The following is a 19370-nucleotide window of genomic DNA, read 5'->3' on the forward strand; positions in this document are numbered from 1 at the left end:
CCATGGCGTCCGAGAGCCGTGACGAGGTTCGACAGCGGATCAACAACCTCTACGACCAGGCCGAGAACGCCACCGGGAACTACAACGCCACCCGTGCGATGAGCGGAGGCTCGCGCTCACGCGGTGTCCCGCTGTTCAAGCGGCCCCGCCGTGACGATCCGGGGCTGGACAACATCGCGCGGGAGTGGTTCGACGGCGCGCGTTCGAGGCTGGGGCCGAGCGTCCCCGCCGCGCTGCCCTCCGACCGCATGCCCGACCGGCCCGGCCCGCGCCGGCCCGTCAGCTCCATGGCCGCCGACCTGCTCGGCCAGCTGGAGGGCTCCGGTCCGTCCCGGCTGGAGCTGACCGCGGGACCCTCGGGGCAGACCGAGATCGAGGTCGTCCGCGAACTGCCGGCGCGCCCGAAGCTGGAGCTGACGGCCGGGCCCGCCGCCGCACTGCCCGCCGGGCCGTCGAGCCCGCCCAAGGCCCTGTCCGCCGCCGCGCCGCAGCGGGCCGCGCCGGGCACCTCCAAGACCAAGAACCAGCTCAAGATCGCCAAGGCCCGCGAGCTGCTGTCCCAGCGCACCGGACAGCGTGCGGTGGCGGCGCTCGAGGCGGCCCCCGCCGCGCAGACGCAGATCTCGTGGGGCGTCACCGAGGCCCAGGCCCCGGCGCAGCAGCAGTGGGCGGCCCCCGCCATGGGCATCCCGGCCCAGCGCACCGACAGCGGCTCCTTCGGGTCCGGCGCGCCCGCCGGCCCGGGCAGGCTCCCGGCGTCGACCCCGTCGGACACCGGCACCATCCCCGTCGTGTCCCCCTCGGACACCGGCACCTTCCGCATCATGTCCCCCGGCACCGGCACCCCCCAGCGCAGGAACCCGGCAGGCGCCGGCGCGTCCCGCGTCATGGCCCCCGGCGGTGCGGGCACGCCCCAGCCGATGCCCCCGATGGACGCCGCCGCCTCCCGCGTCATGAGCCCGGGCAGCGCCCCCGCTACCCAGGTCATGCCTCCGGTGGACATGGGCGCCTCGCGCGTCATGAGCCCAGGCGGCGCGGCCGCGACTCAGGTCATGCCCACGGTGGACACGGGCGCCTCCCGCGTCATGAGCCCGGGCAGCGCCGGCGCGCCGCAGCCGATGCCCCCGATGGACCTCGGCGCCTCCCGGGTGATGAGCCCGGGCAGCGCCCCCGCGACGCAGGCCATGCCTCAGATGGACATGGGCGCCTCGCGCGTCATGAGCCCGGGCAGCGCGGTCGCGCCCCAGGCCATGCCCCAGATGGACACCAGCGGCTCCCGGGTCATGGCCCCGGGCGGTACGGGTGCCTTCCCTGCCGCCGGGTCCATGGACATGGGCGGCGTCCCGACCCCGGCGCCGGGGGACACCGGTTCCTTCCGCATCATGACCCCGGGCGCCACGGGCTCGTTCCCGATGCCGACGTCGCCCGACGCGGGTGCCTACCCGGGCGCGGGCCCGTCGGAGCCGGCCGCCGCGTATGCCGCTGCGGCACCCGCCGCGCCCATGTCGGCCCCGATGGACGCCGGGGCCTTCCAGGCCATGGCGCCCAACGCGACCGCCGCCTACGCGAGCGCGCCCCCGGCCGCGGCCGACCTCGGCTACGCGGTCGCCGCCGACCCCGGCTACCCGGCCGCCGCGTACGCCGCGGCTGCCCCCGCCGCCGCCATGGCCGCCATGCCGCAGGCCGACCTCGGCACCGGGGCCTACTTCGCGGCGCCCGGCGCCGACCTGGGCGGCTACGCCGTCGGTATGCAGCCCCCGGCCGCCGCCTACGCCGCCGCCCCGGCGCCGGTCGCGCCCGCCGCGCCGATGCCCACGGCGGTGCCGGACCCGCCGTGGGCGACGATGGCGTACGCCACGGCACCGACCGCGCCCGTCGTGCCGATGGCCACCGCCGCCCCGGTCGCCACGGCTCCGCTCCCCACCACCCCGCTGCCGACCGCACCCCCTGCCGCCACCGGCGCCTTCGCCGCCGCCGTCGGCTTCCCCCAGCAGGCCGTCGCCCCGGCCGAGCCGGGCAAGGCCATGAAGGCGCTGGCGTTCGCGCAGGCGCAGATCGGGCGGCCGTGCGTCTGGGGGGCGACCGGCCCGGAGTCGTACGACTGCTCCAGCCTGACCCAGGCGGCCTGGCGCGCCGCCGGGGTGACGCTGCCGCGCAGCGCGGCGGACCAGGCGTTCGCCGGCACCCCGATGACACTGGCCGCCGTGGAACCGGGCGACCTGGTCTTCTTCTTCGACAACGACAGCCACGTCGGGATCTACGCGGGTGGCGGCATGATGATCCACGCGCCGAGCCCGGGCGCGTCGATCCGCGAGGAGTCGATCTACAACGCCGGGGAGTCGGCGATCCACCGGGTGGTCCGCCCGGCCTGACCCCCTGCCCGCCGAGGTCAGACCCTCCGGCGCCGCGAGCGCCAGCTCTCGTGGTGGTCCAGGAGGGTCTCCTCGACCGGCCGGTAGACCAGGCCCAGTTCGCGCACGCTCCGGCCGTTGTCGACGCGGAAGCGGATGCCGAGGTGCTTGGCGATGTAGTCCTGGGTGAGGCCGAAGAGCGGGCCGAGGACCCGTACCGGACCGTGCGGGAGCGCGGTGCGGGGCAGGCGCGGGTCCCACCGGTGGCGGGTGCGGATGATCCGGGACATCTCGTGGAACGAGGTCATCGTCTCGTTGGCCACGATGTAGCGGCCCCCGGCCGCCGGGTTCTCCGCCGCCGCGATGTGCGCGTCGGCCACGTCGCGGACGTCCGCGGTGGTGAAGCTGAAGTCCGGGGCGCCGTAGCAGAAGTAGCCCTTGAACAGCTCGTCCAGCAGGAACAGGCTGCCGGACTCGGAGGCGGGCGTGAGGGAAGGGCCCAGTATCAGGCCGGGGTTGATCGAGACCATGCGCCAGCGGTCCTGGGCGGCCTCGGCGTCCCAGGCGGCGCGTTCGGCGACCGTCTTGGCGTAGTGGTACGGGTTGTTCGCCACCGTGCTGCTGGTGTTGAAGTACTTCTCGGTGAGCAGCTGACCGGCCATCTCGCGAACGTCCGCGTAGTCGCCGAAGATCGCGCCCACGGTGGAGGTGAAGACCAGGGTCTCCACCTCCGGGGTCCGCTCCACGGCGCCGAGCACATTGCGGGTGCCGAGCAACGCCGGGTCCACCAGGTCCCGTTGGCCGTCCTTGATCCGCTCCGGCATCAGGAACGGCGAGGCCACGTGGAAGACGGCCGCGCAGCCGCGGAACGCCTCGTCGAAGGAGCCCTCCGTCAGCAGGTCGGCCTCGAACAGGGCGAGCCGACCGGGGAAGGCCTCCTGGAGCTCCCACAGGGGCCGCACCTTGGGCGCGTCGGAGGCGCTGCGGACGGTGGCGTGGACCCGGTACCCCCGCTCCAGCAGCCGCCGTACCAGATGGCTGCCGACGAACCCGCTGCCGCCGGTCACCGCGACGGCCGTCTCCCCGCGTGCGTCCACGCCCTCACCCCTCGCCCTCCGGCCACCGCGCCTCGGTGATCCGCAGAGGACAGGGTGGTGCATGCCCGGGGCGGCCGCCAAGCACCTGGAGGGCACCGGTAACGTCCTCGGGACATAAGCCGGGCCCGGGAGGGGGCATAAGATCGGCTTATGAGGTCATAGACCGGACCCGCGTACTAACTTAGGACTGCCTTAGTTTAGGCTTCCCGTTCGAGATCGATTGTCTTCACTCGGTCGATTGTCACCACTCGAAGGGAACCTGATCATGCCGCGCCCCCTGCGGGTAGCCATCGTCGGTGCCGGCCCGGCCGGGATCTACGCCGCCGACGCCCTGCTCAAGTCCGAGGTGGCCGCCGAGCCCGGCGTGTCCATCGACCTCTTCGAGCGGATGCCCGCCCCGTTCGGCCTGATCCGGTACGGCGTCGCCCCCGACCACCCGCGCATCAAGGGCATCATCACGGCCCTGCACCAGGTGCTCGACAAGCCGCAGATCCGCCTCTTCGGCAACGTGGACTACCCGGCCGACATCAGCCTCGACGACCTGCGCTCGTTCTACGACGCGGTGATCTTCTCGACCGGCGCGACCGCCGACCGCGAGCTCCGCATACCCGGCATCGAGCTCGACGGCTCCTACGGCGCCGCCGACTTCGTCTCCTGGTACGACGGCCACCCGGACGTGCCGCGCACCTGGCCGTTGGAGGCCGAGAAGGTCGCGGTCCTCGGCGTCGGCAACGTGGCCCTGGACGTGGCCCGCGTCCTCGCCAAGACCGCCGACGAGCTGCTGCCGACGGAGATCCCGCCGAACGTCCACGAAGGCCTGAAGGCCAACAAGGCCCTCGAAGTGCACGTCTTCGGCCGCCGTGGCCCGGCGCAGGCGAAGTTCTCCCCGATGGAGCTGCGGGAGCTGGACCACTCCCCCAACATCGAGGTCATCGTCGACCCCGAGGACATCGACTACGACAAGGGCTCGATCGAGACCCGGCGCGGCAACAAGCAGGCCGACATGGTCGCCAAGACCCTGGAGAACTGGGCGATCCGCGATGTCGGCGACCGCCCGCACAAGCTCTTCCTGCACTTCTTCGAGTCGCCCACCGAGATCCTCGGCGAGGACGGCCGGGTCACCGGCCTGCGCACCGAGCGCACCGCCCTGGACGGCACCGGCAACGTGAAGGGCACCGGCGAGTTCAAGGACTGGGACGTCACCGCGGTCTACCGCGCGGTCGGCTACCTCTCCGACAAGCTGCCCAAGCTGCCCTGGGACATCGAGTCGGGCACGGTCCCGGACGAGGGCGGCCGGGTCATCGAGGAGTCCGGCAACCACCTCCGGTCGACGTACGTCACCGGCTGGATCCGCCGCGGCCCGGTCGGTCTGATCGGGCACACCAAGGGCGACGCCAACGAGACGGTGTCCAACCTGCTGGCCGACTACGCAGACGGCCGTCTGCAGACCCCGGAGGCGCCCGCGCCGGAAGCCGTGGACGCCTTCCTCACCGAGCGGAACGTCCGCTTCACCACCTGGGAGGGCTGGTACAAGCTGGACGCCGCCGAGAAGGCGCTGGGCGAGCCGCAGGGCCGTGAGCGCGTGAAGCTCGTCGAGCGCGAGGACATGCTGCGCGAGAGCGGCGCGTGACCCGCTGAGACACCGGGAGGGGGCCGACGGACCACCGTCGGCCCCCTCCCACGTCCACCACCGCACGGCCGACTCCCACCCGCCCACCACCGCCGGCGCCATCACCGACAGGGCCGGCACGGCCGTCCGGGCGAGGCGGCCCACACCGCGAGGATCAGCCGACCCAGCGAGACTGGCACCGGCACCCGGCCGGGTGCGCCGGAGCGCAGCGATGCCGGCGTCGACACGCCGCCAGGCGCACCGGGTGCGCCGAGGCCCGCCGGAGCCGAGCCGCCGGTTGCACGGCAGGAGCCGAGCCGGTCCGGGCGAGCCGACAGGCAACCGAGCCGGTCCAGGTGAGCCCACAGGCAGCCGCGCCAGTCCAGGTGAGCCCACAGGCAGCCGCGCCAGTCCGGGCGTGCCGACGGGCAGCCGGGCAGGCGGTGCGCCCCGGCGGACAGCCGGGCAGGCGGTGCGTCTCGGCGGACAGCCGAGCGGGCGGTGCGTCCCGGCGGACAGCCGAGCGGGCGGTGCGTCCCGGCGGTATCGAGAGAAACACCCCTTCGACACCTTCGTGCCTGTCGAAGCCGTCGAAGCCTTTGCCGCCCTCCTCCGTGTCCTCGCCGGAGCAGCGGCGACCGGGGCCCGTCCCTGAGCGGATGGGTGGGCGGGCTCCGGTCGCCGCATCATTGTGTGCGGTGCGCCGGAGCGGGGGCACGGGTGAACCGGTGTCGTATGGCGCGCACGGTTCGCACCCCGGGCGCGGGGCGCGCTTCCCGTGTGCGGGCGGCCCCGCTCTGTGGGGCACGCTCCCGGGCGGTGATACTGGAGGACGCACCCCCGCTTCCACCAGCAGATTGGCCTATGTCGAACTCCGCCGCCGACCGTGCCGTCCTTCCGCAGACCGTCTGGCCCGCCCGTGGCCGCCACACGGGCCCGGACTCCGAGGAGGTGATCCGCCGGATCCTGCGCCGCCGCAAGGAGACCGGCGCCCTTGACGACTTCGTCGAACCCGCCGTGCCCGAGGATCCCGCCCGGCGGGTCTTCGAGGCCCGCTGGCGCGTCGACGACGGCGCGGTGACCGTACGCGCCCGGCTGACCCTCGTATCGCAGGAAGGCCGGCAGGCCGGGCGGGAGTGGCAGCTGATCGCCGAGGCCGACCGGCCGTGGGACGACGCCTGGCCCTCCCCGGCGACGATGTTCTGGCCCGACGGCGACGAGGCCGGGGACGGCGGTGAGGCCGCCTGGGACTACCTCCCCGCCGTCGCGGGCGTGCGGCTGCGCACCGTCAACCCGCTGCCCTCCGACGACAAGGAGATGCGCCGGGTCCTGCGCGATGCCGCGAAGGACGCCTGGTGCGTCAACCTCGTCGTGCACGAGGCGATGACGCCCGACGCGCTCGGCCGTCGGCCGCTGGTGCGGCGGCTGCCGCCCGGCCTCGCCCACCGCGTGGTCGAGCACCGGGCCTCGCCCCAGCAGTTCCGTGCCGTGAACTGGGCGCTGCGCGACCTCGGCGTCGAGGTCCCGCGCGGCGGCGCCGTCCTGCTGCCCCCGGACCCGGCGCCGGCCGGTTACGCGGCGGGGGAGTACGCGGTGCGCAGCGTCTTCCTGGACGGTTCGGAGCCGACCGAGCTGATCGCCGCCGTGAGCCGGTTCGGCGCGCTGCCGAGACCGGCCCCGGAGGGGGCCGAGGAGGCGCTGGCCGATCTGCGGGACAACTGGACCCTGATGACCCTGGAGGAGGAGCTGGCGCGCGAGCGCAAGCTCGTCGCGCAGTACTCCGAGGCGCTGGAGGCCATGACCAGGTCCCGGGACCTGTACCGGGAGTCCGCCGAGCGGGCCCACGAGGCGCTCGCGGCGCTCCGGGACACCCCCGCTCCCCTGGCGGCCCTGCCGCCCGCGTCGCCGGCCGAACCCGCCTCGCCCCTCCAGCAGTTGACCCGCGCCTTCAAGGGCCTGCGGGTCCCGAAGGCGAGGAACGAGCCGTCCGCGCCCATGCCCGGGGACGAATCCGGGAAGACGGACCAGTGAGAGACCCCGGGCCGGATCGGGGCCGGACGACAGGACAGCCATGGACACCACCACGACCGTGCTTGTGATCTGCGCGATCGTCGCCGCGGCCCTGCTGGCCGGGGCGGTCGCCGTACTCGTACGGCTGGTCCGCACCCGGCGCACCCTGCGCCGGGCCGGGCTGCCGACCGGCCCGCGCTGGGTGTTCTGGGGTGCCGTCCTGTATCTGGTGCTCCCGACCGACCTGCTGCCCGACCCGATCTACCTGGACGACATCGGCGTCCTGCTGCTGGCCCTGCGCTCGATGCGCGCGGCCCGGGTGCTGCCGGCGGAGGAACCCGAACTCTGAGCCGTCCAGGGCATGATGGGGAGATGCGAGCCACCTACACCGGGGTCTCCGGTCTGTCCTCGACGCCCGAAGTCGCCGTCGTCATCGACGTGATGCGCGCCTTCACGGTGGCCGCCTGGGCCTTCCGGCGGGGTGCCGAGCGGATCGTCTTCGCCGACACCCTCGACGAGGCACTGGAGTTGAAGGCCGGTCACCCGGGCTGGCTGGCCTTCCAGGACGGTCCGGTGGTGCCGGGCTTCGACCTGGCCAACTCGCCGGCCCGGCTGCGCTCGCTGGACGTCGCGGGCCGCACGATCGTCCAGAAGACCACCGCCGGGACGGTCGGGGCGATGGCCGTCGCGGGCGCCCGGCTGCTGCTGTGCGCGAGTTTCGTGGTCGCCGGGGCCACCGCCGCCGTGCTGCGGCGGGAGCGGCCGGAGGCGGTCACCTTCGTCGTCACCGGCGACGGCGGCCGGGCCGACGAGGACCTGGCCTGCGCCCAGTACATCGCCGGGCGCGTGGCCGACGACGGCGTGGCCCCGGGCCCGTTCGTGGAGCGGGCCCGGAACTCCGGCGCGGCCGCGCGGCTCGCCGAGGGGGTGCGGCTGGGCTGGACGGGCGTCCACGCCGAGGACGTGCCGATGTGCCTGGAGGCCGACACGTTCCCGTTCGCCATGGCGGCGGCCCGCGAGGACGGCCACCTGGTGCTCCGCCCGGTGGGTCGGGGCTGACGGGCGCTCCGTGGTAACGGATCGGGCAGCGATCTGTGCCGTCCGGGTGCGTTCGCACGGCGTCCTGACGCATTCTTGCTGTGTCACCCACCCGGCGGTGCACGGACGAGGTAGGACCGGATGACTGGCAGCGGCGAGCACCTGGGCCGGGCGCGTGAACGGCTGACCGCGCTGCTGGTCGACGCCTCGACCGCCGCCCTGGGCGCGGCGGACGCCCACGTCGCCGGGGTGTACCTGCGCTCCGGCACCCCCGGGCTGCTGCGGCTCTCGACCCTGGTGGGGCTGCCCGGTCCGCTGTTCCGGCCCTGGTGGCGGCTGCACGCGGACCGGCCGTTCCCGGTCGCCGACGCCTACCGGCTCGGTACGCGCGTGGTGCTGCCCAACGCCACGGAGATGGTGCGCCGCTACCCGCAGTTCGCGGCCGGTCTGCCGTTCCAGTTCGGGTCGGTGTACACACCGGTGCCGGGCGCCGACCCGTCCTTCGGGGTGCTCACCGTGCTGCGCCCGGCGACCCCGGACACCGAGGACGAGCTGCCGGGCCTGGACCGGCTGTGCCGGCTCGCCGAGGACCTGGGGACCGGGCTGCGCGAGCTGGTGGCGGAGGCGGGCGACGCGGCGGTCGCCTGGGAGGGCGAGCCGGTGTGCGTACGGCCGCCCACGGCCTCTCCCGGGACGGCCCGGATCGGCCGTTTCACCTGGGACCCGGCCACCTCTGCGGTGCGCGCGGACGACCGGCTGCACACCCTGCTCGGCCTGGCGCCCGAGGAGTTCCCGGCCACCGGTCCCGGACTGGCGGCGGCCGTGGCGCCCGCCGACGCCGACCACGTACTGGCCGCCCTGCGCGAGACCGCGGCCGGCAAACCTCCGGTCTCCCCGCTCCAGGTGCTGGCCGCGGACGGCACGGCGCGGCTGGTGGAGCTGTGGCCGCCGGCCGGTACGGACGGCCCGTCCCCGGTCTCCGGGATCGTCGTGGAGCCGGGGCCGGCCGGGGCCGCCGACAGCGCCGCCGATCTGCTCCCCCAGGGCGTGTTCTGCCTGGACCGTACGGGGCTCGTCCGCTACGCCAACCCGGCCGCCGCCCGACTGGCGGGCCTGCCGCGCTCCGAGCTGGTCGGGCGGCCCCTGTGGAAGGCCATGCCGTGGCTGAGCGCGCCGGCGTACGACGACCACTGGCGCGGGGCGCTGCTCGCCCCCGACCCCCAGCACTTCCAGGTCCGCCGGGAGGGCGGCGGTGACGGCGACTGGCTCACCCTGTCCCTGCACCCGGGCCCTGATGTCGTCACCTGCACCGTGACCCCCGCCAGCGGGATCGACCCGGCCGTGCACCTGCCCGGCACCGGCGGTTCGGACGGCCCGGACGCCGCGGCCGGGCCCGGTCGGCCCGGCGGCCCCTCGATGGCCCCGCTGTACCGGCCGATCGCGCTGGCCATCGCGCTGACCGACGCGGTGACCGCCCGGCAGGTGTCGGCGGTGGTGATGCAGGAGCTGCTCCCGGCGTTCGGCGGCAGGCGGCTGGCCATTTATCTGCTCCAGGACCGGCATCTCTATCTGGCCTGGGAGAGCGGCTTCCCGCCGGGCTTCCTCGCCCCCTTCGACGGCGTCGGCCTGGACGCCCGTATCCCCGGTGTCGAGTCGCTCACCACCGGCCGGCCGCTGTTCTTCGAGTCGATGCGGCAGCTGGGGGACACCTATCCGGGCCTCGCCCTGGACGCCGACGAGGGCGCGCGTGCCTTCCTGCCGCTGATCGCCTCCGGCCGCCCGGTGGGCACCTGCATCCTCGGCTTCGAGGCCGAGCGCGGCTTCAGCAGTGAGGAGCGCACGGTCCTCACGGCGCTCGCGGGCCTGATCGCGCACGCGATGGAGAAGGCCCAGCGTTACGACAGCGAGGCCGCCCTGGCGCGCGGTCTGCAGCAGGCGCTGCTGCCCCGCCGGCTGTCGGCGCATCCCCGGGTGGAGACCGCGGGGCGGTATCTGCCGGGCACCCAGGGCATGGACGTGGGCGGCGACTGGTACGACGTAGTCGAGGCCGGTGACGGCCTCGCCCTGGTCATCGGCGACGTCCAGGGGCACGGGGTGCAGGCCGCGGCCACCATGGGCCAACTGCGCAGCGCGGTGCGGGCGTTCGCGCTCGGCGACCGGCCGCCGGACGAGGTGATGAGCGGCACCAACCATCTGCTCATCGGCCTCGACCCGGGTCAGTTCGCGAGCTGCTGCTATCTGCGCCTGGACCCCGCCACCGGGCACGCCCGGGTCGCCCGGGCCGGTCATCCGCCGCCCCTGCTGCGCGGCCCGGACGGCCGCACCCGTGTCCTGGAGATCCCCGGTGGTGTGGTGCTGGGCGTGGACCCGCGGGCCCGGTATCCGGTGACCGAACTGGAGCTGGAGCCGGACGCGATCCTCGCTCTGTACACGGACGGGCTGGTGGAACGGCCGGGAGCCGACATCGACGACGGCATCTCGGCGCTGCGGGAGGCGCTGGCGCGGGCCGGGGCGGCGCCGGGCGGGCGCGGTGGCCGGTCCCTGTCCGGGGTGGCCGACCAGCTCACGGCGATGGCGCGGCGCGCCACCGACCGCCCCGACGACGTGGCGCTGCTGCTCGCCAGCCGCCGCCCGCACGCGGCCGGTGACGCGGCACCACGGGGTGTCGCGCCGGTTACCTCCTGAGACGCTCTCGCCTCGGGGGGCCGGGCAGTGTAGACATGGGCTCATGGTCCGTCAGTCCGGCCGGTCCGACATCCGGCCGCCCCGTTCGGCGACTCCGCGCGCGCCGCTCACCGCGCGGGAGCAACGGGGAACGGGCGGGCGGGGCCGCATCCGGTCCGGACCGCTGTGGTCGGCGCTGAGCGGACGCTCCGTGGCCGGCCAGGTGTTCGTGCTGCAAGTGGTGATCGTGCTGCTGCTGGTCGTGTCGGCCGTGGTGGCGCAGGTGCTCCAGGTCCGCCGGGACAGCACCACGGAGGCCCGCAACCGGTCCGTGGCGGTGGCCGAGACGTTCGCCAACGCGCCCGGCACGGCGGCGGCCCTGCGGCTGCCGGATCCGACGGCCGTGCTCCAGCCGAAGGCGGAGGCGGCCCGCAGGGCGACGGGCGTGGACTTCATCGTCGTCATGAACACCGACGGCATCCGCTACACGCACCCGAAACCGGACCGCATCGGCAAGAAGTTCGTCGGCGACATCGGGCCCGCGCTGGCCGGCGGGACCGTCACCGAGGAGGTCCACGGCACCATCGGGGAGCTGGTGCAGGCCGTGGTCCCGGTGCGGGACGCCGACGGCAAGGTGGTGGGCCTGGTGTCGGCCGGCATCACCACCGCGCACGTGGGCGGCACCGCCGACCAGCAACTGCCCCTGCTGCTGACCGCGGCCGCCGCCGCACTGGCGCTGGCGACGGCCGGGACGGCCCTGGTCAGCCGGCGGCTGATGCGCCAGACCCACGGTCTCGGCCCGGACGAGATGACCCGCATGTACGAGCACCACGACGCGGTGCTGCACTCCGTGCGGGAGGGTGTGCTGATCGTCGGCGGCGACGGCCGGCTGATGCTCGCCAACGACGAGGCGCAGCGCCTGCTGGACCTGCCCCGGGACGCCGAGCGCCGCCCGGTCCTGGAGCTCGGCCTGGACGGCGACACGGCGGAGCTGATCGCCTCGGGGCGGGTCGCCACCGACGAGGTGCACCTGGTCAAGGACCGTCTGCTGGCCGTCAACCAGCGCCCCATCGAGGTGCGCGGCGGCCCGCCGGGCAGCGTCACCACCCTGCGCGACTCCACCGAGCTGCGGGCCCTCTCCGGCCGCGCCGAGGTGGCCCGCGAGCGGCTGAACATGCTGTACGACGCCGGGGTGGGCATCGGCACCAGCCTGGACGTCACCCGCACCGCCGAGGAGCTGGCCGAGCTGGCCGTGCCCCGGTTCGCGGACTACGTCACCATCGACCTGTACGACGCGGTCCTCAAGGGCGAGGAGCCCAAGCCCGGGGACCCGCTGCGCCGGGTGGCGTTCACCGGCATCCGCAAGGACGCCCCGCTGTACGCCGTCGGCGAGCGGATCCGGTTCGTGCCGTCCTCGCCGCAGGCCCGCGGTCTGGAGACCGGTGAGTCGGTCGTGGAGCCGCGGCTGCGGGACGCACCGGGCTGGCGCGCCCAGGACAGGGAACTCACCGGTCAGATCCTGGAGTTCGGCATCCACTCGCTGATCACCGTGCCGCTGCGGGCCGGGAACCTGGTGCTGGGCCTGGCCAACTTCTGCCGCTCGGAGAAGCCGGACCCCTTCGACACGGAGGAACTGACCCTCGCCGAGGAGCTGGTGGCCCGGGCCGCCGTCTCCATCGACAACGCCCGCCGCTACACGCGCGAGCACGGCATGGCGGTCACCCTGCAGCGCAGTCTGCTGCCGCGCCGTCTGCCCGAGCAGACCGCGCTGGACATCGCCTACCGCTATCTGCCGGCGCAGGCGGGTGTCGGCGGTGACTGGTTCGACGTGCTGCCGCTGTCCGGGGCCCGGGTGGCGCTGGTGGTCGGGGACGTGGTGGGGCACGGGCTGCACGCGGCGGCGACCATGGGGCGGCTGCGCACCGCCGTGCACAACTTCACGGCACTCGACCTGCAGCCCGACGAACTCCTGGTGCTGCTGGATGAGTTGGTGGGCCGTATCGACCAGGACGAGACCCCCGCGGACAACGCGGCCACCATCACCGGCGCGACCTGTCTGTACGCGATCTACGACCCGGTCTCCCGGCGCTGCACGCTCGCCCGGGCCGGCCATCCGCCGCCTGCGCTGCTCCGGCCCGACGGCAGCGTGGAGTTCCCGGACGTGCCGGCGGGTCCGCCGCTGGGTGTGGGCGGACTGCCCTTCGAGACGGCCGAGTTGGAGCTGCCGGAGGGCAGCAGGCTGGTCCTGTACACCGACGGGCTGGTCGAGGACCGGCAGCGGGACATCGACGAGGGTCTCGAACTGCTCGCCGGTGCCCTGGAGTCGGCGGTCGACGGCACCCCCGACGAGACCTGTGCGGCGGTCCTGGAGCGGCTGCCGGCCCGCCCCAGCGACGATGTGGCGCTGATCGTGGCCCGGACCCGGGCGCTGGGCGCGGACCGGATCGCCGAGTGGCAGGTGCCGGCCGATCCCGCGGCCGTCTCCGAGGTGCGGGCCAAGGTGACCCGCCGGCTGGCCGAGTGGGACCTGGACGACCTGTCGTTCACCACCGAGCTGATCCTCAGCGAGCTGGTCACCAACGCCATCCGGCACGGCCGGGCGCCCATCGGGGTACGGCTGCTCCACGACCGTACGCTGATCTGCGAGGTCTCCGACGCCAGCACCACCTCGCCGCATCTGCGGTACGCGGCGAGCACCGACGAGGGCGGCCGGGGGCTGTTCCTGGTCGCGCAGCTGGCCGAGCGCTGGGGCACCCGGTACACACCGGCCGGCAAGGTCATCTGGGCGGAGCAGCCGCTGCCCTGACCCTCAGCCCAGCGCCCGGTCCAGGTTGAAGGCGGCGCTGATCAGGGCGAGATGGGTGAACGCCTGCGGGAAGTTGCCCTGTTGCTCGCCGGTGCGGCCGATCTCCTCCGCGTACAGGCCGAGATGGTTGGCGTAGGTGAGCATCTTCTCGAAGGCGAGCCGGGCCTCGTCCACGCGTCCGGCGCGCACCAGGGCCTCGACGTACCAGAACGAGCAGATGGAGAAGGTGCCCTCGTCGCCGCGGAGTCCGTCGGGGCTGGCCTGCGGGTCGTAGCGGTAGACGAGGGAGTCGGAGACCAGGTCCTCGGTGAGGGCGTCCAGGGTGGAGAGCCACTTGGGGTCGGTCGGGGCGATGAACTTGGCCAGGGGCATCATGAGGAGTGAGGCGTCGAGGACCTCGCCGCCCTCGTGCTGGACGAAGGCGCCGCGCCGCTCCGACCAGCCGCGGTCCATGATCCACCGGTAGATCGTGTCGCGGCACTGCCGCCAGCGGGGCAGGTCGGCGGGCAGGCCGCGCCGGTTGGCGAGGCGGATCGCCCGCTCGATGGCCACCCAGCACATCAGCCGGGAGTAGAGGAAGTTCTTGCGGCCGCCGCGGGTCTCCCAGATCCCCTCGTCGGGCTGGTCCCAGTGGGCGCAGACCCAGTCGACGAGGCGGGTGACGTCGTCCCACTGGGCGCTGGAGATGGGCTGGGCCCACTTGTCGTAGAGGTAGATCGAGTCGATGAGGGCGCCGTAGATGTCCAGCTGGAGCTGGCCGGCGGCGTCGTTGCCGACCCGGACCGGGGCCGAGCCGCAGTGGCCCTCCAGGTGCGGGAGCTCGCGTTCGGGCAGCTCGGAGCGGCCGTCGATGCCGTACATGATCTGCAGCGGGCCGGAGGCGAAGCCGTCGCCGGGGCTGATGTAGGTGGTCACGAACTTCATGAAGGCCTCGGCCTCGCCGGCGAAGCCGAGCCGCAGCAGGGCGTAGACGGCGAAGGCGGCGTCGCGGATCCAGACGTAGCGGTAGTCCCAGTTGCGTTCGCCGCCGAACTGCTCGGGGAGGCTGGTGGTGGGGGCGGCGACGATGGCCCCGGTGGGCGCGTAGGTGAGCAGCTTCAGGGTGAGGGCGGAGCGGTGCACCATCTCGCGCCAGCGGCCCCGGTAGCGGGACTGGTGCAGCCAGCGTCGCCAGTAGCGGACGGTGGCCTCGAACTGTCGCTCGGCCTCGAAGCGGGCGCAGCCGCGCGGGGCGATGTGCTCGCCGGCCTGGTCGAGGGCGAAGACGGCCGACTCACCCTCGGCGATCTTGAAGTCGGCGCAGGCGTCGGGGCCGTCGCTCTCCAGGGCCACCGTGGAGGTGAGCGCGAGGGACTGTGCCGCGGACTCGAACAGGACGGTGCCGTCGAGCATGGTCAGGGTGTGCGGGTCGGCGCCGTAGTTGAAGCGGGGCGCGACCCGGACCCGGAAGGGGACGGTGCCGCGGACGCAGAGCACCCGGCGGATCAGCCGGTGCCGCTCGCATTCGTCGGACTCGCCGGTGACCGGCATGAAGTCCTGGACCTCGCCGACGCCGTCGTCGGTGAAGAACCGGGTGATCAGCACGTTGGTGTCGGGGAAGTAGAACTGCTTGGTGCGGGCCGGCACGGCCGGGGCCAGCGCGAAGTGACCGCCGCGCTCGGCGTCCAGGACGGCGGCGAAGACGCTGGGGGCGTCGAAGGACGGGCTGCAGTACCAGTCGATGGTGCCGTCGCTGCCGACCAGGGCGACACTGCGCAGGTCCCCGATCAGCCCGTGCTCGGCGATCGGCAGGTAGCGAGGGCTACCGGGCGCATTCTGATAGAACGGCTGTTCGGCCATCGCGACGGCCTCCCCGGAACGGATGTACAGGTACGTTCCAGCTTAAAAGGGACGGTTTCCTTTCCGCACCGGATGGCGGTCCGCGCTCCGGCCCCGGGCCGTTCGGGATGCGGGGTACGGCCGGGCGGGCAATCGTGAGAGTGTGCACCCCGCTCCGCCGAAGGAGGGACCCATGTCGACCTCAGAACCCGAAGCGTCCCGGTCGCCCGACGAGCACGCCACCCCGGACTCCCTGCTGCACAGCGCCCCCGGCTCCGGAGTGGCGCCCGAGGACGTGGTGCTGGCGTCCGGCCGGGACGTCACCCCGGCCACGCTGGAATGGGCCAGGAAGAAGATGGAGCGCGAGGGGCCGAACTGCATCGAGCGGCTCCTGCCCTGACGACGGCGGCGGGGCGGTGACGGTGCGGGCGCCGCTCCGGCACCGGACGGACCCCGCCGGTGGCCGGTGGCGGCCGGTCGGCGCCCCTCGGTGTTTGCCCGGCGGGCCGACGTGGGTAGACCGTCGCCGCCCACGGTCCGGCTGCCCCGAGGAGTGGACGTGAGGGTCGTCATCACGGGTGCGTCCGGCTTCCTGGGCGGCCTGCTCGCCGCCGCCCTGCGGGCGTCCCGGACCCTGTGCGGCGCCCCGGTCGACCGGCTGGTGCTCGCCGACCGGGTCCCCGGCTCCGGGGCCGCGGCCGAGGACCCGTTCGTGGAGTGCGTGCACGGCGAGCTCGCCGACCGCCTCGACGAGGTCTTCGCCGAGCCCGTCGACGTCGTCCTCCATCTCGCCGCGGCGGTGTCGGCCGAGTGCGAGGCCGACTTCGACCTGGGGATGCGCGCCAACGTGGACACGACCCGCGCGCTGCTCGAAGCGGCCCGGGCGCAGTCCCTCGGCGGCGGGCCGGTCCCCCGGCTGGTGTTCGCCAGCAGCCTCGCCGTCTACGGGGGCGACCCGGCGCTGCCGCTGCCGCCCGTCGTCAGCGAGGCGACCCCACCCTTCCCGCGGACCAGCTACGGAACACAGAAGCTGATCTGCGAGCACCTGATCGCGGACTGCACCCGCCGCGGCTTCGTGGACGGACGGGTCGCCCGGCTGATGACCGTCGCGGTCCGGCCGGGCCGTCCGAACGCGGCCGCCTCGGGCTTTCTCTCCTCGATCGTCCGCGAGCCGCTGGCCGGTCTCCCGGCCGTCTGCCCGGTCGACCCCGGGCTCCGGGTGGCCCTGGCCTCGCCCCGGCGCACCGTCCGGGGGCTGCTGCGGATCGCGGAGGCCGAGCGCGGCAGCGGACCGGGCTGCCTCGACGGCCACGCACCGGTCCTCCTCCCCGGACTCACGGTCTCGGTCGCCGAGCTGCTCGCGACCCTGCGGCAGGTGGCCGGGGACGCCGCCGCCGACCTGGTGACCGTCGCCCCGGACCCGGCGATCGAGGCCGTCGTGGGCTCCTGGCCCGCCGTCTTCGACCACTCCCGCGCCGCCGCGCTCGGCCTGGAACCCGACCCGAGCCCGCTCTCCCTCGTCCGGGACCACCTCGCCGACCGCGCCGGGTCCCGGCCGGCCCCGGGGCAGGAGGGACGATGACCTTGGACAGGCGCCGCCTGCTCGGGCTGCTCGGCACGGCGGGCGTGGCGTCCGCCGCGCCCCCCGCACCCGTGCCGCGGTCCGTCCCCGCCCGCCCGACCGGCGAAGGCGGCGCGGAACACGCCCGGTTCATGCGGCGCGCGGTCGAGGAGGCGTACGGCAACGAGCTCTATCCCTTCGGCGCGGTGTTCGTGGGCTCGGGCCGGGTCCTGGGGCGGGGGGTCAACGCCTCGGCCGAGAACCCCACGTACCACGGGGAGATGGTGGCCATGGCCGACTACGTGCGCCGCGTCGGCAACCGCGGATGGGCCGCGACGACGCTGTACTCGACCGCGGAACCGTGCGCCATGTGCATGAGCGCCTGCGCCTGGGCCGGGGTGGGCCGGATCGTCTGGGGGACCTCGATCGAGGAGCTGCACCGTACCGGTCTCCCCCAGATCACCCTCCCGGCGCGGGAGGTGGCCGACGCGGCCGGATCCTTCTACACCCCTCGGCTGTTCGCCGGGGTGCTGGCCGGGACGACCGACGCGCTGTTCCGGCGCGCCCAGCACCTGCGCGAGGGCCGCACCGGCGGGGCCGACTAGCCCGGCGCCGGGCCTGCGGGAGACGCAACGGCCCAGGTCCGCACCGGATTTCACGCGAAGGTTGCCCGTCCACCCTTTCGAAGCGGGGGCGCCTGCTGACAGACTCCGCAAGGTGCCAGACTTCGACATGCTCGTCATCGGATCCGGACCCGGCGGCCAGAAGGCCGCCATCGCGGCGGCCAAGCTCGGCCGCCGGGTAGCCGTGGTCGACAGCCCCGAGATGGTCGGCGGTGTGTCCATCCACACCGGCACCATCCCCTCCAAGACCCTGCGCGAGGCGGTCCTCTACCTGACCGGTCTCACCCAGCGCGATCTGTACGGCCAGAGCTACCGGTTGAAGGAGGACATCACCGTCGCCGACCTGACCGCGCGCACCCAGCACGTGGTCAGCCGCGAGGTGGACGTCATCCGCAACCAGCTCTCCCGCAACCACGTCACGCTCTGCTCCGGCACCGGCCGGTTCGTCGACCCGCACACCGTCGCGCTGCGCGAACCGAGCGGCAACGAGAGGCTGTTGACGGCCGATCACATCGTCATCGCCACCGGCACCCGGCCGGCCCGCCCGGACAGCGTCGAGTTCGACGGCCGCACCATCATGGACTCGGACAACGTGCTGTCGCTGGAGCGGGTACCGCGCTCCATGGTGATCGTGGGCGCCGGGGTGATCGGCATGGAGTACGCCTCGATGTTCGCGGCGCTCGGCAGCAAGGTCACCGTGGTGGAGAAGCGCCCGGCCATGCTCGACATGTGCGACGTCGAGGTCGTCGAGTCGCTCAAGTACCACCTGCGGGACCTGGCCGTCACCTTCCGGTTCGGCGAGACCGTCGCCGCCGTCGAACGGCACCCGCGGGGCACGCTGACCGTGCTGGAGAGCGGCAAGAAGATACCGGCGGACACGGTGATGTACTCGGCCGGCCGGCAGGGCCTGACCGACGGCCTGGACCTGGACAAGGCGGGCCTCGCGGCGGACCGGCGGGGCCGGATCACGGTGGACGAGCACTTCCGCACCGAGGTGCCGCACATCTACGCCGTCGGCGACGTCATCGGCTTCCCGGCGCTCGCCGCGACCTCGATGGAACAGGGCCGGGTCGCCGCGTACCACGCCTTCGGCGAACCGGTCGGCCAGCTGGACAACCTCCAGCCCATCGGCATCTACACCATCCCGGAGATCAGCTTCGTCGGCCGGACCGAGGACCAGCTCACCGAGGACTGCGTGCCGTTCGAGGTCGGGGTGGCCCGCTACCGGGAGCTGGCCCGGGGCCAGATCATCGGCGACTCGCACGGCATGCTGAAGCTCCTGGTCTCCCCCGAGGACCGGCGGCTGCTCGGAGTGCACTGCTTCGGTACCGGAGCGACAGAACTGATCCATATCGGCCAGTCGGTGATGGGCTGCGGCGGCACCGTCGACTACCTGGTGGATGCCGTGTTCAACTACCCGACGCTCGCGGAGTCGTACAAGGTCGCGGCGTTGGACGCGACCAACAAGCTGCGGCAGCTCGACCGGCTGGAGGACTGAGGGGTTCACCGGAACCAATGCTTCCGGTGTGAGAGTTGGGCTCCCCAAGTGGCATATGTGATTACCGGTCGGTCAGCTTGAAAGGTCAAAGAGTGCCGCTATAGTCACACCCACACACGCGGTGTGACCGTCCGCCGACTCTCGGCATGCGGCCCTCACCACGCTTTTCTTCTCCTGGCCGGCCCCTGCCCCGAGGCCAACCCTCACCGGGTCCGAGGACGGTCGCGCACCCCCCACCCGTACCGCCGCGGGCCTGCACTCCTGTGCGCCGTGCACGACCGGAAAGCAGCACAAC

The 19370-nt window shown here is 73.8% G+C and carries 13 protein-coding genes; 11 read left to right on the forward strand and 2 right to left on the reverse strand.

Features of this window, described 5'->3' with window-relative positions:
- The first annotated feature begins 2 nt into the window (after positions 1-2).
- Entirely contained in the window at positions 3-2372 is a 2370-nt protein-coding gene (locus ACIPSJ_RS20865) for an NlpC/P60 family protein (protein WP_401347619.1), read from the forward strand.
- Between the two features lie 17 nt (positions 2373-2389).
- On the opposite strand, the gene ACIPSJ_RS20870 is transcribed toward ACIPSJ_RS20865, so the two are convergent.
- Positions 2390-3448, reverse strand: a complete 1059-nt coding sequence (locus tag ACIPSJ_RS20870) for an NAD-dependent epimerase/dehydratase family protein (protein ID WP_359216338.1) — start codon at positions 3446-3448, stop codon at positions 2390-2392.
- A gap of 265 nt (positions 3449-3713) precedes the next feature.
- Here ACIPSJ_RS20870 and ACIPSJ_RS20875 point away from each other — a divergent pair, with 265 nt between their 5' ends.
- The 6 genes from ACIPSJ_RS20875 (at position 3714) to ACIPSJ_RS20900 (ending at position 13575) form a co-directional block, all read left to right on the forward strand.
- Positions 3714-5078 (forward strand): FAD-dependent oxidoreductase, encoded by a 1365-nt coding sequence (locus ACIPSJ_RS20875; RefSeq protein ID WP_401347622.1) that lies wholly within the window; start codon positions 3714-3716, stop codon positions 5076-5078.
- 843 nt (positions 5079-5921) lie between these two features.
- Positions 5922-7088 carry a hypothetical protein gene (locus tag ACIPSJ_RS20880; protein WP_401347624.1) on the forward strand — a complete coding sequence of 389 codons (1167 nt, stop codon included), beginning with the start codon at positions 5922-5924 and terminating at the stop codon, positions 7086-7088.
- Positions 7089-7128: 40 nt separating this feature from the next.
- Positions 7129-7416, forward strand: coding sequence for a DUF1232 domain-containing protein (locus tag ACIPSJ_RS20885; protein WP_355718345.1), 288 nt, complete (start codon positions 7129-7131; stop codon positions 7414-7416).
- 23 nt (positions 7417-7439) lie between these two features.
- Positions 7440-8126 (forward strand): 2-phosphosulfolactate phosphatase, encoded by a 687-nt coding sequence (locus ACIPSJ_RS20890; protein ID WP_401347626.1) that lies wholly within the window; start codon positions 7440-7442, stop codon positions 8124-8126.
- A gap of 120 nt (positions 8127-8246) precedes the next feature.
- Positions 8247-10790, forward strand: coding sequence for a SpoIIE family protein phosphatase (locus ACIPSJ_RS20895; protein ID WP_401347628.1), 2544 nt, complete (start codon positions 8247-8249; stop codon positions 10788-10790).
- Between the two features lie 43 nt (positions 10791-10833).
- Positions 10834-13575 carry a SpoIIE family protein phosphatase gene (locus tag ACIPSJ_RS20900; RefSeq protein WP_359216354.1) on the forward strand — a complete coding sequence of 914 codons (2742 nt, stop codon included), beginning with the start codon at positions 10834-10836 and terminating at the stop codon, positions 13573-13575.
- A gap of 3 nt (positions 13576-13578) precedes the next feature.
- Here ACIPSJ_RS20900 and ACIPSJ_RS20905 read toward each other — a convergent pair whose 3' ends face one another.
- The gene (locus ACIPSJ_RS20905; RefSeq protein ID WP_359216357.1) at positions 13579-15414 is read right to left on the reverse strand and encodes a glycoside hydrolase family 15 protein; all 1836 of its coding nucleotides are present in this window, start codon (positions 15412-15414) and stop codon (positions 13579-13581) included.
- Positions 15415-15586: 172 nt separating this feature from the next.
- Between ACIPSJ_RS20905 and ACIPSJ_RS20910 the strand changes: the two genes are divergently transcribed.
- From ACIPSJ_RS20910 to sthA, 4 genes are all read left to right on the forward strand, one after another.
- On the forward strand, positions 15587-15793 hold the full coding sequence (locus tag ACIPSJ_RS20910) for a hypothetical protein (protein WP_401347631.1): 207 nt from the start codon (positions 15587-15589) through the stop codon (positions 15791-15793).
- Between the two features lie 159 nt (positions 15794-15952).
- The gene (denD, locus tag ACIPSJ_RS20915; RefSeq protein ID WP_401347633.1) at positions 15953-16975 is read left to right on the forward strand and encodes a D-erythronate dehydrogenase; all 1023 of its coding nucleotides are present in this window, start codon (positions 15953-15955) and stop codon (positions 16973-16975) included.
- Positions 16972-17559: a nucleoside deaminase gene (locus tag ACIPSJ_RS20920; protein ID WP_401347635.1), complete on the forward strand. Its 588-nt coding sequence runs from the start codon at positions 16972-16974 to the stop codon at positions 17557-17559. The genes denD and ACIPSJ_RS20920 overlap by 4 nt, the downstream gene beginning before the upstream one ends.
- Before the next feature lie 112 nt (positions 17560-17671).
- On the forward strand, positions 17672-19075 hold the full coding sequence (gene sthA / locus ACIPSJ_RS20925) for a Si-specific NAD(P)(+) transhydrogenase (RefSeq protein WP_393534920.1): 1404 nt from the start codon (positions 17672-17674) through the stop codon (positions 19073-19075).
- The last annotated feature ends 295 nt before the right edge of the window (positions 19076-19370 follow it).

It is taken from the genome of Streptomyces sp. NPDC090088, from assembly GCF_044747345.1.
GTDB lineage: Bacteria > Actinomycetota > Actinomycetes > Streptomycetales > Streptomycetaceae > Streptomyces.